The organism is Curtobacterium pusillum, assembly GCF_007680845.1.
GTDB classification, from domain to species: Bacteria; Actinomycetota; Actinomycetes; order Actinomycetales; family Microbacteriaceae; genus Curtobacterium; species Curtobacterium pusillum_B.
In genome coordinates this window covers 598,406-611,026 of record NZ_VEIY01000002.1, presented here as the reverse complement: position 1 = coordinate 611,026, position 12,621 = coordinate 598,406, and the positions used below count along the sequence as shown (strand labels likewise).

Below are 12,621 nucleotides of genomic sequence, written 5' to 3'. Positions count from 1 at the left end.
CCGCTATCGAACCCGCTTGATGGGGATCACCACAAGGGCGCCGACGATCGCGATCACCCCGGCGGCCCAGCACATGAGGGTGTAGTTGTCCGCCGCGCCGCCGGACCCGATCTTGAGGAAGAACAGCGCGACGGCGGGCGCGAGGGACTGCGGCAGGGCGTTGGCGATGTTGATCACGCCGAGGTCCTTGCCGGGCCGGTCGGCGTTCGGCAGCACGTCCACGACGAGTGCGGTGTCGATGGCGGAGTAGATGCCGTAGGCGAAGCCCATGACGACCTCGGCGACGTAGAAGCCGTGCACGGAGTCGGCGTGCGCGAGCACCACGAGTCCCACGGCGAAGAGCGCCGTCGAGCCGCCGACGAAGACCTTGCGGCGGCCGATCCGGTCCGATGCCCAGCCGGAGAGCGCCGCGCTGACGAGCAACGCGATCGTGTAGAGGAGCACGCCGAAGGCGACGGCGGCCGTGGCCTCCTTCGCGTCGTCGATCCCGAGGTGCTGCTCCATGTACAGCAGGCGGTAGGTGGTGAACATGAACGTCGCGAAGATGATGAGGAAGCGCGACCACCAGGCGAACGCGAAGTCCGGGTTCTTGACCGGGTTCGTCCAGAACGACGCGACGAGGTTCCGGAACGTGAACTTCTTGACCGTGTAGGTCGGCAGGTCGTCCCGGGCCACGACGGCGTAGACGGCGACGAGGATGATCGCGAGGATGCCGGGCGCGATGAACAGCACGGGCAGGTTCGCGACGAAGAACACCGACAGGTAGGTGCCGGCGAGCACGGCGATGTTCTGCGCGAGCGCGATGATGCTCGACGAGCGGCCGCGCTGGATCTGCGGGACGTTGTCGGCGAAGCTCGCGAGCAGGGTGGCGAGCGTGGCGTTGGCGGCGAGCTGGGCGAGCAGCCACGCGAGCGTTAGGTTGAGGACGTCCGGCGAGTACGCGATCCAGGCGAGTGCGGCGGCGAAGACCACGACGCCGCCGAGGAGCCAGGGTCGCCGGCGACCCCAGCGCGTGCGGGTCCGGTCGGACAGGGCACCGGCGAGCGGGTTCATGACGAGGGCGCCGAGCGCGCCGATCGGGAGCACCGAGCCGATGACGTTCGCGGCGTCGTCCCCGACCAGGGCCTGCGCCTTGAGCTGCATGCTGACGTAGACCGGGGCCATGAGTGCGACGAAGAGGCCGAACTGCCCGAGGAACAGCGCGATCTGGTAGCCGACGCCGACCTTGACGGTGCTGACCGGTTGGGTGATCCCCTCCTCGGGGTTCAGCAGGACCGGGCTACCGGGTTCGGGTGTGCTCATGACGCCTCCTTGAGTCGATGCTTGCCGTCGAAAACCGTGTCATGCACGGTTTTGACTCGCTGAGCATACAACGACACGTGTCGCTCGCGACACTCCGAGCCGTCACGCGGCGCAGCAAAAACTACACAGCGGGTGGTTTCTGCGGTAGCGTCGTACTCGATCTCGCCGTGGAGCATCGCTCCGAGGCGGCCGCGACCCCCAGAAGGAGCCTTGCGCACCATGCCCATCACCTCTGTGCAGCTGTACTCGCTGCGTGACGCCATCGCTGACGACCTCGACAAGGCCATCGCCCGGGTCCGCGAGATCGGCTACGAGAACGTCGAGCCGTACGCGTTCGTCGAGCGCGCCGCCGACCTCGAGCGCGCGTTCGCGGCCACCGGCCTGAAGGCCCCGTCCGGTCACGTCGCCGTGATCGACGCCGACGACACCGCCCCGATCTGGGACGCAGCCGAGCGCCTCGGCATCGAGACGGTCATCGACCCGTTCATCCCGACCGACCGCTGGCAGACCGCCGACGACGTCGCCAAGATCGCCGAGCGCGTCAACGTGCTCACCGCCGAGGCCGCCGGTCGCGGGCTCAAGTTCGGCTACCACAACCACCAGTGGGAGTTCACGAACAAGGTCGACGGCAAGACCGTCTACGAGCACTTCGTGTCCCAGCTGTCGCCCGAGACCGTGCTCGAGGTCGACACCTTCTGGGCGACCGTCGGCGGCGCCGACGCCCCCGCCGTGTTGAAGTCCCTCGGCGACCGCGTCGTCGCGATCCACGTCAAGGACGGCAAGGTCGACGGTGACATCCGCACCGCGCTGCCCTCGTCGGAGAGCGCCCTCATCGTGCCCGAGGCGCTGCAGCGCGCCTTCGAGAACCAGACCCCGGCCGGCCAGGGCGACGTCGACGTGCCGAGCATCCTCGCCGCCGCACCCCAGGCCATCCGCGTCGTCGAGTTCGACGCCTACTCGGGCGACGTCTTCGAGGGCATCGCCGAGTCCCTGACCTGGCTGAAGGCCAACGACAAGTGAGCCGTGTCGGGATCGGCATCATCGGTGCCGGCAACATCTCCACGCAGTACCTCGAGAACCTGACGAAGTTCGCCGACGTCGAGGTCCGCTTCGTCGCCGACGTGCTGCTCGACCGTGCTGCCGCGCAGGCGGCCACGTACGGGGTCGCCGCTTCGGGGACGGTCGAGGAGCTCCTCACCCGTGACGACGTCCAGATCGTCATCAACCTGACGATCCCGGCGGCGCACGCCGAGGTCGACCAGCAGATCGTCGACGCCGGCAAGCACGTGTGGAGCGAGAAGCCGATTGCGACCGACCACGAGTCGGCGGCGGCGGTGCTGGCATCGGCCGCTTCCAAGGGCCTGCGCGTCGCGACGGCGCCGGACACCGTGCTCGGCGCGGGCATCCAGACGGCGCTCCGGGCCATCGCCCGCGGTGACATCGGCGAGCCGCTCTCCGCGACCACCCTGTTCCACGTCCCCGGGCCCGAGGCGTGGCACCCGAACCCGGACTTCCTGTTCGCGACCGGCGCCGGACCGCTGTTCGACATGGGGCCGTACTACGTGACGACCCTCGTGCACGCGTTCGGCACCGCCAGCCGCGTGCAGGCGGTGTCCTCGAAGTCGCTCGACCGTCGCACGATCGCCTCCGGCCCCCGTGCCGGTGAGACGTTCCCGGTCGAGGTCCCGACGCACCACGCGGCCCTGATCGAGTTCGCCGGCGGGCAGTCCGCCCAGTCGACGTTCTCGTTCCAGCACGCCCTGCCGCGCATGGGCTTCGTCGAGATCAACGGCACGCTCGGCACGATCTCGCTCCCGGACCCGAACACGTTCGAGGGCTCGTCGCAGCTCTGGCGGTACGGCCAGGACGAGCCCGAGACGCTCGAGGCCGTCGGCTCCACCTGGGGTCGTGGCACGGGTGTCGTCGAGCTCGCGCGCGCCATCGCCGAGGACCGTCCCGAGCGGGCATCGGGTGCCGTCGCCCTGCACGTCCTCGACGTGCTGCTCGGCATCCGGGACGCGGCCGAGTCGGGTTCGGCGGTCGACATCACGTCGACCGTGGACGCGATCCCGCCGCTGCCGGAGGACTTCGACCCGGCGGCCGCGGTCCTCACCGCGGAGTAGCCCGGTTCGACAGGACGGCCGGCCCCGACAGGGGTCGGCCGTTCTGCGTGTTGGGCGGGGTGGGCCTGGAGGCGCGGCTCGCCTGACCTCGCTGGCCCGCCTGCCAGGATGGGCGCGTGTGGACGCGACGGAGGCGGGCTTCCCTCGGGCTCGTGGTGTGTGGCGTCGTGGCGGTCGCGTCCGTGGCCCACGCCCGCTCGGTCGCGATCGAGGAGCGTTTGCCGCCGTCCGACGCCTCCGCCGAGCAGGTCCTCCGGGTGTACCTCCGAGCCGCGACGATGCACGACTGCACGGTCACCGAGGCGCTCACCGCGGACAGAGGGTCGAAGGACCTCGCCTGGTGTGGCGGCCGTCACCCGTCGTCGTGGTTCGATCACCATCCGGACCTCGTGTCGTACCGGCACATCGGGGCGGCGTCGCACGTCGGTGCCGGAGCGACCGGGACGGTCGCGGAGGAGTGCATCCCGGTCGACATCACCGAGACGAACATGACCGGCTCTGATCCCGGCACGCTGCCGGGCTGGCAGTTCTGCTTCCGCCACACCCCGGACGGATGGCGGCTGACGGACGAGGGGTACGGCTGATCGAAGCCTGGAGGCGCGGCTCGCCTCGGTCTCGCCGCCGCGGGCCGCCTCGGAGGAGGATGGCCCCATGAGCAGTGCGTTCACGACGGGGTTGCGCATCGTCCGTGCAGAGCGATCGCGGTTCCTCGCCCCGGTGCGCCTCCGTCGCCGGACCGTCCTGAGCGGCACGGTCGCCGGAGTGGTCGGCGCCTTCCTCGTCGTCGCCGACCGCTTGTGGAGCTTCCTCGAGGGCCCGTGGCCGCTGCACGTCCTCGCCGTGGTCGTCCTCGCGGCCGCGCTCGGGTGCTTCGTCGCCGCCTTCGTCCCGGTCGGCGGCGGCACGGCGACGACCGCGGCCCCTCCGACCGGCGACTGGCGCCGGAGCGAGCGCATCGACCGGCAGTTCGCGGCTCGCCCACCGGAGGTGCTCCCGGCGGACCGGGACCTCGTCATCGACCGTGCGGAGCGGGCGATCGGACCTGCCGTCGTCGCGGCCAGCCGGTTCGTCTGGCTCCCCGTCGCGTGGATCGTCGCCTGGGCCGGCCTGGTGGCCTCCGGCCTCGCCGACGTGGACCGGCTCACGTTGCTCCTGGTCCCACCGGTGTTCGCCGTGCTGCAGTCCGCGTCGTTCGTCGCCGCCGTGACCGGAGCGGGGAGGGCCGACGCTGCACGGCGGCGCGCGCTCGCGGTTCCCTCGGTGCCGGCCGTCCCGGCGCCGGACGGTCGGCGGCGTGACCCGCGGGGATCGAAGGTCGAACTGCCGGACGGGTGAGCGCTACGACCGGTCGGCGACGGTCGTCACACCGGGGGCCGCCGCAGGGGGCACGATCTGCTCGAGCAACCGCAGCACCTTCTCGCCGTCGACCGCATCGGGATCCAGCAGCCACTGCACCTGCAGCCCGTCGGACGCCGCGATGCTCAGGGACGCGAGGTCGACCGGGTCCAGGTCGGCCCGGATCCGCCCGGACGCCTGGTCCGCCTCGATGAGCACCGCGAGGTCCGCCCGGAGTCGGGTGAACCGTTCGCGCATGAACGCACGGGTCGCCGGGTGTCCCTCTTGCACGGCGTCGGCAGCGAGGGTCGTGTAGAGCTGCACGAGACCGGGCACCGCGCGGTTCCGGGACGCGCTCTCGCGCATGTCCCCGATCGCCGACTTCATCCGGTCCGGCGCGCCCTGCTCGCGGACCTCGTGCTCGCGGTAGACGGCGAGCAGGAGCTCGTCCCGGCTCGGGAAGTAGTGCCGGAGCGCGGCGTGGGTGATGCCGAGCGTCTCCGCCACGGACCGCAACGACGAAGCGTCGACGCCGTGGTCCGCGACCATGCGGATCATCTCGTCGAGGATCTGCGCCCGCCGCTCGTCACCCTTGCGGTACCCGCCGCGCCGCGGCTGGGTCCCCTCGTCGTCAGCGGGGTGTGTCATCCCCCCAACTTACCGCTGGAAGGTTTTCTAGGAGTCGTACGGCTCCGCGAGCCCGTCCGGGTCGACGGTGTACTCGTCGACCGGGGCGGGTGCGCCGTCTGCGAGTGCTTCGGTGATCTGTTCGAGGCAGCGTGCGAGGACGTCGTTCTCCTCGTTCGACAGGTGGTCCATGACCTCGACCACGGCCTCGTGGAAGCGGGCGTAGGACGCGTCGATCTTCTTCGCGGCCTGGACCGTCGGTTCGAGCACCTGGGCTCGTCGGTCCGTCGGGTGCGGGGCACGAACGAAGTCGCCCTTGTCCACCAGGCCGTCGACGATCTTCGTCACGGAGGCGTTCGAGACGTTGAGCATCACGGCGAGGTCCTTGGGGCCCATCGGCCGGCCGTCGCGGTGCGCCTGGAGCATGTACCGCACGGCGAGGAACTCGTTCTTCGTCAGCCCGCTCTCGGAACGGGCCTGCTCGAGCTGCTGTTCCTCGGCGTGCTGCAGGCGAAGCAGGGCGTCGACGGCGACCTTCGCGGAGCGCGACCGGGGTTCCCGGGCGTAGAGGTGCATGTGCTCGCGGCGGACGACGGTCAGGGGCATCTTCGGTGCGGTTCTCTCTGCCTGACGAAAGGGGTGGGCTCCTGGATGCTACGCGGCGGGCGCGTGGAAGAAGTCGGCGTACGAGGGTTCGGACCGGCTGGAGAGCAGCGACGGGTCCTGGATCCGGCGCTCGACGTAGGCGTCGATGACGGCGGGGTCGGTCAGGCCGACGCGGGTGTGGCTGCCGACGAGCCGTGTCTGTCGCGGCATCCCGGTGTACGTGCTGTGCATTGCGATCCCGCCTTCCTGCGTCCTTGCTGTCCCCTGCGGACGATCGAAAGTGTTTCACAACGTGAACGATCAGCGCAACGAACTATTCGAGTTCTGTACGGTTCGCGCACCGAATTGTTCAGTGGGATGAACTACATCCGTGTAGTTCACCCGGCGACCCGGGAGGATGGACGCATGACGTACATCGCTGCCGACGACCGCTACGACGCCATGCCCTACCGGCGGACCGGACGATCCGGGCTCGACCTCCCGCTGCTGTCGCTCGGGTACTGGCACAACTTCGGGGACGACAAGCCCTTCGAGACACAGCGGGCCATCAGTCGCCGCGCGTTCGACCTCGGCATCACGCACCACGACCTCGCGAACAACTACGGACCGCCGTACGGCGCGGCCGAGGTGAACTTCGGCCGCCTCATGCGGGAGGACTTCCGGCCGTACCGGGACGAGATGGTGATCTCGACCAAGGCCGGGTGGGACATGTGGCCCGGGCCGTACGGCCAGGGCGGTGGCTCCCGCAAGTACGTGCTCGCTTCGCTCGACCAGTCGCTCCAGCGCACGGGCCTGGACTACGTCGACGTCTTCTACTCGCACCGGCTCGACGCCTCGACGCCGCTGGAGGAGACGATGGGCGCGCTGCACACGGCCGTCCAGCAGGGCAAGGCGCTGTACGTCGGCATCTCGTCGTACGACACCGAGCGCTCCCGCCAGGCCGCCGCGATCCTCCGCGACCTCGGCACGCCGCTCCTCATCCACCAGCCGTCCTACTCGATGCTCAACCGGTGGATCGAGACCGAGGGGCTCGTCGACGCGGCCGGCGAGGAGGGCTTCGGCGTGATCGGCTTCACGGCGCTCGCGCAGGGGCTGCTCACCGGTCGGTACCTGGACGGCGTGCCGGCGGACTCCCGTGCCGCCGCGGGCAAGTCCCTCGACGCCGACTGGATCACACCCGAGGTCGTCGAGCACCTGCGCGCGCTGAACGGCATCGCCGAGGAACGCGGGCAGACCCTGGCGCAGCTCGCGCTCGCGTGGGCGCTCCGGGACGAACGGGTCACGAGCCTCGTCATCGGCGCGTCGCGGGTGGAGCAGCTCGACCAGAACGTCGCCGCGCTCGACAACCTGTCCTTCACCGACGACGAGCTCGCCCGCATCGACGAGCACTCGGTCGGCGTGCTCGACGTCGACCTGTGGTCCGGTGCCCGGTCCGGCCAGGTGAGCTGAGTCAGGCCGTCCGGGTCGCGCCGACCTCCGAGCGATTTCCGAGCGAGTTTTTGGCACTCTCAAGGCTCGAGTGCTAGAACGTTCAGCAGTTGAGTCGAGGGGACTCAACAGCAGACACGAAGGAGTTGATTCCGATGACGATGAACTTCGACCCGTTCCGCGAGCTCGATCGACTCGCTGGCTCCCTCCTCGGTGCAGCCGGGCCGCGCTCGATGCCGATGGACCTCTACCGCACCGGCGACCACTACGTCCTCGACGTCGACCTCCCCGGCATCGACCCGGGCTCGGTGGACATCGACGTGGACGGCTCGGTGCTCACCATCCGCGCCGAGCGGACCCTCGGTGCCCCGGAGGGCTCGCAGTGGATCACCCGGGAGCGTCAGCCGGGCACGTTCGTCCGGCAGCTCACCCTCGGCGACGGTCTCGACGCCGCCCGGATCACGGCGGGCTACGACAACGGCGTGCTGAGCATCACGATCCCGGTGAAGGAGTCCGCGAAGCCGCGCAAGATCGCCGTCAGCGTCGGTGGCGGTTCCGAGCAGCTCGCCGTCGGGGCGGGCTCCGACGAGCACTGACCGGCATGGGGGTCCTGGTGAACGCGGTGGCGGCGATCGTCGTCGTCACCGCAGCCCTCACGCTGACGAGCCTCGATCGGCGGACGGCGGCACTCCTCGGCGCGACCGGTAGCCTCACCGGGACGTTCCTGGCCTGGGTGGTCGCTCCGGGGTCGTGGGGTTCGTCCCCGCTCCTGCCGTGGGCGGCCGCCGTCGCAGGGACGGTCCTCCTCATCGCGGGGTGGAGCGCCGTGCGGGCGTACTCGGGACTGTTCGAGCCGCCCCGGCGGTGAGGACGAGAGTACCGACAGCGGGAGGCTCGGCGCACCACGTGCGCCGAGCCTCCCGCTGTGTGCGACTACTCCTTGTTGAGCTTGTCCTGCACGAGCCCGGCCGTCTTCTCGACGACGTTCGGGATCTCGGTCGTGCCGTAGAGCCGCACGTCCGGGTGCGTGGGCGGCGGCATCGGCACCGAGGTGGTGGGGCCGTCGTGGTACGAGTACTCGCCATTGCCGTCGAACGAGGGGCCGCTGGCCCAGGGGCCGTCGGCAGCCGCGGCGCCGTCGGAGAAGTTGAGGTACTGGTAGTGGACCTCCTGGTTCTCCTTCGACTGCGGGAAGTTGCTCGGGACCGGGAAGCCCTCCATGCCCTTCTCGCGGAGTTCCGCAGCAGCGGTCGCCCACATGTTCTGGTGCATCGTGTCGCGGGCGATGAGGAAGCTCAGCAGGTCCCGCACGCCGTGGTCGTCGGTCATGTGGTAGAGCCGTGCGGCCTGCACGCGCCCCTGCATCTCGGCGTTCTCGTTCGCCGTGAAGTCGGCGAGGAGGTTGCCGCTGGCGGTGATGTACGAGCCCTGCCAGGGGTTGCCGTTGCTGTCCACCGGCCGGGCACCCGCACCGGCGACGATCGCGTGCTGGACGTCGGTGCCGCCCACGATCGCGGCCACGGTCGGGTCGTCCTGCAGCGCGTCCTCGGTGATGCCGAGGGGGCTCTTCTCGAGCAGCTGCGCGATCATCGTCGCGAGCATCTCGACGTGGCCCATCTCCTCCGCACCGATGCCGAACACCATGTCGCGGTACTTGCCCGGGATGTGCATGTTCCACGCCTGGAACTGGTACTGCAGCGCGACGGAGATCTCGCCGTACTGGCCGCCGAGGACCTCCTGCAGCTTGCGGGCGTAGATCGCGTCGGGCTTGTCCGGCGTGCTCTTGAACTGGAGTTCCTGCTTGTGGAAGTACAAATCGTGCTCCTTGCGTTCGGTGGTTCCGGGTGTCAGAGGATGGGCGTGCCGCCGGTGACCGCGATGCGGGCTCCGGAGACGTAGCTGCCGTCGTCGCTGGCGAGCAGCACGTAGACCGGTGCGAGCTCGGCCGGCTGTCCGGCGCGGCCGAGCGGCGACTGCGTGCCGAACTGCTCGACCTCCTCGGGCGGCATGGTCGCGGGGATGAGCGGTGTCCAGATCGGGCCGGGGGCGACGCTGTTGACGCGGATGCCCCGCTCGCCGAGGAGCTGGGCGAGGGCGGCGGAGAAGTTCGCGACACCGGCCTTCGTGACGTCGTAGGGCGCCAGGTTCGGTTTCGGGTTGTCGGAGTTCACCGAGCTCGACCCGATGATCGAGGACCCGGCGCCGAGGTGGGGCAGTGCGGCCTTCACGAGGTGGAAGTAGGCGCTGAGGTTCGTCGCGATGGTGTGGTCCCACTCCTCGTCGCTGATCTCCTCGATCGTCTCGTGGGTCATCTGGTACGCGGCGTTGTTCACGAGGACGTCGAGGCCGCCGAGTTCCGACACGGCCTGCGCGATCACGGAGCGGCAGTACGCCGGGTCGCTGAGGTCGCCGGGGAACAGGACGGCCTTCCGGCCCGCTTCCTCGATCCAGCGCTTCGTGTCCTGGGCGTCGTCCTCCTCCTCGGGGAGGTAGCTGATCAGGACGTCCGCACCCTCACGGGCGAAGGCGATCGCCACGGCCTTGCCGATCCCGCTGTCGCCGCCGGTGATGACCGCGCGCTTGCCCGTGAGCTTGCGAGAGCCGCGGTACGACGTCTCGCCGTGGTCCGCCTGCGGCGTCAGGGCCTGGTCGCTGCCCGGTGGCTGCTGCTGGTCGGTCATGGGTCCTCCTGGTCCGTCGTGCGGTCGAGCTGGTGACGGGGCCCACGGTCGGCCCGGGCCGCTGGGCGGCCGTCCGGAGTGGACCGAACACGCGGTTCGTCTGGCCGGATCGCGCGGGGTCCCGAAGGTCGAGCGGTGCTGTACCCCTGCGGCAGACGACCGCGGACATCGCCGCGGCGCGGTGGCAGGATGACGGTCACGGGCGGGGCTGGTGACGCCATGGCGGAAGTCGATCGCTTCCGCGCGACCAACGATCAGGAGGAACGCCATGAGCACGAGCACCACTACTGCTTCGGTCACCGCGAAGACCCTGCTCCGCATCGCCCTCGGAGCCGTGCTCGTCTCGCACGGCTCCCAGAAGCTCTTCGGTGCCTTCGGCGGCGGCGGCATCGAAGGCACCGCCCAGGGGATGCACGCGATGGGCTTCCGTCCCGCGCGGCGCAACGCCGTCCTCGCCGGTCTCGGCGAAGCAGGGTCGGGCGCCGGACTCGTGCTCGGACTGGCGACCCCGATCGCTGGCGCGGGCGCCGCGACGACGATGGGCGTCGCCTCGAGCGTGCACACCCCGAACGGCTTCTTCAACGCCGACGGCGGGCTCGAGTTCCCGGCGTACCTCGGGTTCACCGCGGCGATGTTCGCGCTCGGCGGCCCGGGCCCGGTCTCGCTCGACCACGCCACCCGGCACGTCTTCGACCGCCCGTGGCTCCGGGCGCTCGCGCTCGCCGCCGTCCCGGTCGCCATCGCCGTGCAGGTTGCGCAGCGACGGAAGGCCCTGGCCGCGGACGCGGCGACGCCACCGGCCGACTCCCCCGCCGAGACCCCGGAGGCGCAGGGGTCGACGGACCCGAAGGGCGCCTGAGCTCCGGACGGACACGCCGCCGCAGACAGGCATAGCGTGGGCGCGTGGACCTCGAACTCACCAACCGTGTCGCGCTCGTCGTCGGAGGGAAGGGGTACATCGGCGCCGCCGTCGCCGATCGACTCCGTGCCGAGGGGGCAACGGTCGTCGTCGCCTCCCGCAGCGCCGGTGACGACCCCGACAGCGTCGCCGTCGACACCGCCGACCAGGCCTCGGTGGACGCCGCCGTCGCCCGCGTCCTCGAGCAGCACGGGCGCATCGACGCGCTCGTCGTGACCGCCGCCCCGAGCGCGGGCACGCTCGACCCGGCGAAGAGGTCGGACCCGGAGCAGGTCCTCACCGCGATCGACGGGAAGGCGCTCGGTTTCCTCCGGGTCGCGAACGCCGTGCTCCCGTCCCAGCGCGCTGCTGGCTTCGGGCGTGTTGTCGTGGTGAGCGGGCAGAACGCCTACCTCTCCGGCAACATCACCGCGTCCCTCCGGAACACCGCCGTCAGCGTCATCGCGAAGAACCTCGCCGACGAGGCCGCCGGCACGGGCGTCACGGTGAACGTCGTCAACCCCGGCACGGTGACGAACACCCCGGCCGCCGAGGTCCGGCCGGGCGGCCCCGGCGACTCCAGCCCGCAGCAGATCGCGGACCTCGTCGCGTTCCTCGTGTCGCCGCGCTCCGTCGTCTCCGGCGAGTCGATCTCGATCGCGCACCGCGTGCTCGGCCAGATCACGATCTGACGGACTGGAGGCGCGGGTCGGGCCCGCACCGCGCCTCCAGTCCGGCGGACGGTCACCGCGACCGACGCGGGTTCACCCCGTCAGGTGAGCCGGTCGGTACTCGCGCCCGATGTGCCGAGCGGTCGCGTTCCCGATGCTGACGGCATGCACCAGCAACGCCTCCACGTCATCGCCACCATCGTCGTCTGCGCCGCGACCCTCACGGTCGCCGGCTGCGCTGCCGCGTCCCTCCCCGGACCCGACGGAACCGGTGCCGGGAGTCGCGGGACCAGCACGTCGGACACGTCGGCGGCGCCCGCGGACCCGCCGACCGACGGCGGCGGCGGCGGCCACACCGTCGGCGATGCGGACGGCCGCATCGGCACCAGCGCGACGATCGACGAGCTCGCCGGGACCCCCGCCGTCGCGAACCTCGACGCCGACCTGCGCCGCGCGGTGGTCCGCGCGACCGAGGCAGCCGCCGCGGACGGCGTCGAGGTCCGCATCAACTCCGGCTGGCGCAGCACGCGCTACCAACGCACGCTGCTCGACGCGGCCGTCCAGGAGCACGGGTCGCTCGAGGAGGCTCGCCGGTGGGTGAACACCCCGGAGCGTTCGACCCACGTCCTGGGCCGCGCAGTCGACGTCGGCCCGGTCGACGCGGCCGCGTGGATGCAGGAGCACGGGAGCGACTTCGGGCTCTGCCAGACCTACGAGAACGAGTCGTGGCACTTCGAGCTGTCGACGACGCCGGGCGGGACCTGCCCGACGATGCTCCGCGACAGCTCCGAGGGGTGAACGCGTTTCAGCCGGTCGGATGAACGCCTTCCCCCTCACGCCCGATGCCCGGAGCCCGTCCCCTGCCGGAAGCTGGTGCCATGGAGTCCTCGACGAAGCACACGATCGCCACGCTGATGCTCTGCGCCGCCATCGTCGCGGTCACGGCCACG

The 12,621-nt window shown here is 70.7% G+C and carries 16 protein-coding genes; 10 read left to right on the top strand and 6 right to left on the bottom strand.

What is annotated here, in order from left to right:
* Positions 1-3 precede the first annotated feature (3 nt).
* On the bottom strand, positions 4-1,302 hold the full coding sequence (locus tag FS825_RS07365) for an MFS transporter (RefSeq protein ID WP_144711798.1): 1,299 nt from the start codon (positions 1,300-1,302) through the stop codon (positions 4-6).
* A gap of 219 nt (positions 1,303-1,521) precedes the next feature.
* Between FS825_RS07365 and FS825_RS07360 the strand changes: the two genes are divergently transcribed.
* The 4 genes from FS825_RS07360 (at position 1,522) to FS825_RS07345 (ending at position 4,760) form a co-directional block, all read left to right on the top strand.
* Complete coding sequence (locus tag FS825_RS07360) at positions 1,522-2,322, top strand: sugar phosphate isomerase/epimerase family protein (protein WP_186377110.1); 801 nt, start codon at positions 1,522-1,524, stop codon at positions 2,320-2,322.
* Positions 2,319-3,425: a Gfo/Idh/MocA family protein gene (locus FS825_RS07355; RefSeq protein WP_144711797.1), complete on the top strand. Its 1,107-nt coding sequence runs from the start codon at positions 2,319-2,321 to the stop codon at positions 3,423-3,425. Before FS825_RS07360 ends, FS825_RS07355 begins: the two co-directional genes overlap by 4 nt.
* A 167-nt stretch (positions 3,426-3,592) precedes the next feature.
* Positions 3,593-4,009 (top strand): hypothetical protein, encoded by a 417-nt coding sequence (locus tag FS825_RS07350; protein ID WP_144711796.1) that lies wholly within the window; start codon positions 3,593-3,595, stop codon positions 4,007-4,009.
* A 67-nt stretch (positions 4,010-4,076) separates the two neighbouring features.
* Complete coding sequence (locus tag FS825_RS07345; protein ID WP_144711795.1) at positions 4,077-4,760, top strand: hypothetical protein; 684 nt, start codon at positions 4,077-4,079, stop codon at positions 4,758-4,760.
* 3 nt (positions 4,761-4,763) lie between these two features.
* On the opposite strand, the gene FS825_RS07340 is transcribed toward FS825_RS07345, so the two are convergent.
* From FS825_RS07340 to FS825_RS07330, 3 genes are read right to left on the bottom strand one after another with little or no spacing between them, the layout of a single operon-like run.
* Positions 4,764-5,408, bottom strand: a complete 645-nt coding sequence (locus FS825_RS07340) for a TetR/AcrR family transcriptional regulator (protein ID WP_144711794.1) — start codon at positions 5,406-5,408, stop codon at positions 4,764-4,766.
* Positions 5,409-5,435: 27 nt separating this feature from the next.
* Positions 5,436-5,993 carry a MarR family winged helix-turn-helix transcriptional regulator gene (locus tag FS825_RS07335; RefSeq protein ID WP_144711793.1) on the bottom strand — a complete coding sequence of 186 codons (558 nt, stop codon included), beginning with the start codon at positions 5,991-5,993 and terminating at the stop codon, positions 5,436-5,438.
* A 48-nt stretch (positions 5,994-6,041) separates the two neighbouring features.
* The gene (locus tag FS825_RS07330) at positions 6,042-6,224 is read right to left on the bottom strand and encodes a hypothetical protein (RefSeq protein ID WP_144711792.1); all 183 of its coding nucleotides are present in this window, start codon (positions 6,222-6,224) and stop codon (positions 6,042-6,044) included.
* Positions 6,225-6,398: 174 nt separating this feature from the next.
* Here FS825_RS07330 and mgrA point away from each other — a divergent pair, with 174 nt between their 5' ends.
* The 3 genes from mgrA (at position 6,399) to FS825_RS07315 (ending at position 8,289) form a co-directional block, all read left to right on the top strand.
* Positions 6,399-7,442: an L-glyceraldehyde 3-phosphate reductase gene (gene mgrA / locus FS825_RS07325; protein WP_144711791.1), complete on the top strand. Its 1,044-nt coding sequence runs from the start codon at positions 6,399-6,401 to the stop codon at positions 7,440-7,442.
* A gap of 134 nt (positions 7,443-7,576) precedes the next feature.
* Positions 7,577-8,017 carry an Hsp20/alpha crystallin family protein gene (locus FS825_RS07320; RefSeq protein ID WP_144711790.1) on the top strand — a complete coding sequence of 147 codons (441 nt, stop codon included), beginning with the start codon at positions 7,577-7,579 and terminating at the stop codon, positions 8,015-8,017.
* Positions 8,018-8,022: 5 nt separating this feature from the next.
* Entirely contained in the window at positions 8,023-8,289 is a 267-nt protein-coding gene (locus FS825_RS07315; RefSeq protein ID WP_144711789.1) for a hypothetical protein, read from the top strand.
* A 65-nt stretch (positions 8,290-8,354) separates the two neighbouring features.
* Here FS825_RS07315 and FS825_RS07310 read toward each other — a convergent pair whose 3' ends face one another.
* Both FS825_RS07310 and FS825_RS07305 read right to left on the bottom strand, forming a co-directional pair.
* The gene (locus FS825_RS07310) at positions 8,355-9,236 is read right to left on the bottom strand and encodes a manganese catalase (RefSeq protein ID WP_144711788.1); all 882 of its coding nucleotides are present in this window, start codon (positions 9,234-9,236) and stop codon (positions 8,355-8,357) included.
* 32 nt (positions 9,237-9,268) lie between these two features.
* Complete coding sequence (locus FS825_RS07305; protein WP_144711787.1) at positions 9,269-10,102, bottom strand: SDR family oxidoreductase; 834 nt, start codon at positions 10,100-10,102, stop codon at positions 9,269-9,271.
* Positions 10,103-10,370: 268 nt separating this feature from the next.
* Between FS825_RS07305 and FS825_RS07300 the strand changes: the two genes are divergently transcribed.
* The 3 genes from FS825_RS07300 (at position 10,371) to FS825_RS07290 (ending at position 12,469) form a co-directional block, all read left to right on the top strand.
* Complete coding sequence (locus tag FS825_RS07300) at positions 10,371-10,961, top strand: DoxX family protein (protein WP_144711786.1); 591 nt, start codon at positions 10,371-10,373, stop codon at positions 10,959-10,961.
* A 44-nt stretch (positions 10,962-11,005) separates the two neighbouring features.
* Positions 11,006-11,692 carry an SDR family NAD(P)-dependent oxidoreductase gene (locus FS825_RS07295; protein ID WP_144711785.1) on the top strand — a complete coding sequence of 229 codons (687 nt, stop codon included), beginning with the start codon at positions 11,006-11,008 and terminating at the stop codon, positions 11,690-11,692.
* 144 nt (positions 11,693-11,836) lie between these two features.
* Positions 11,837-12,469, top strand: a complete 633-nt coding sequence (locus tag FS825_RS07290; protein WP_144711784.1) for a M15 family metallopeptidase — start codon at positions 11,837-11,839, stop codon at positions 12,467-12,469.
* Positions 12,470-12,621 lie beyond the last annotated feature (152 nt).

Excerpts from the sequence above, each read along its gene's own strand:
- FS825_RS07365 (WP_144711798.1), bottom strand. The coding sequence starts at position 1,302 with ATGAGCACACCCGAACCCGGTAGCCCGGTCCTGCTGAACCCCGAGGAG.
- FS825_RS07290 (WP_144711784.1), top strand. The coding sequence starts at position 11,837 with ATGCACCAGCAACGCCTCCACGTCATCGCCACCATCGTCGTCTGCGCC.
- FS825_RS07315 (WP_144711789.1), top strand. The coding sequence starts at position 8,023 with ATGGGGGTCCTGGTGAACGCGGTGGCGGCGATCGTCGTCGTCACCGCA.
- FS825_RS07345 (WP_144711795.1), top strand. The coding sequence starts at position 4,077 with ATGAGCAGTGCGTTCACGACGGGGTTGCGCATCGTCCGTGCAGAGCGA.
- mgrA (WP_144711791.1), top strand. The coding sequence starts at position 6,399 with ATGACGTACATCGCTGCCGACGACCGCTACGACGCCATGCCCTACCGG.
- FS825_RS07300 (WP_144711786.1), top strand. The coding sequence starts at position 10,371 with ATGAGCACGAGCACCACTACTGCTTCGGTCACCGCGAAGACCCTGCTC.
- FS825_RS07340 (WP_144711794.1), bottom strand. The coding sequence starts at position 5,408 with ATGACACACCCCGCTGACGACGAGGGGACCCAGCCGCGGCGCGGCGGG.
- FS825_RS07335 (WP_144711793.1), bottom strand. The coding sequence starts at position 5,993 with ATGCCCCTGACCGTCGTCCGCCGCGAGCACATGCACCTCTACGCCCGG.
- FS825_RS07305 (WP_144711787.1), bottom strand. The coding sequence starts at position 10,102 with ATGACCGACCAGCAGCAGCCACCGGGCAGCGACCAGGCCCTGACGCCG.
- FS825_RS07360 (WP_186377110.1), top strand. The coding sequence starts at position 1,522 with ATGCCCATCACCTCTGTGCAGCTGTACTCGCTGCGTGACGCCATCGCT.
- FS825_RS07320 (WP_144711790.1), top strand. The coding sequence starts at position 7,577 with ATGACGATGAACTTCGACCCGTTCCGCGAGCTCGATCGACTCGCTGGC.
- FS825_RS07330 (WP_144711792.1), bottom strand. The coding sequence starts at position 6,224 with ATGCACAGCACGTACACCGGGATGCCGCGACAGACACGGCTCGTCGGC.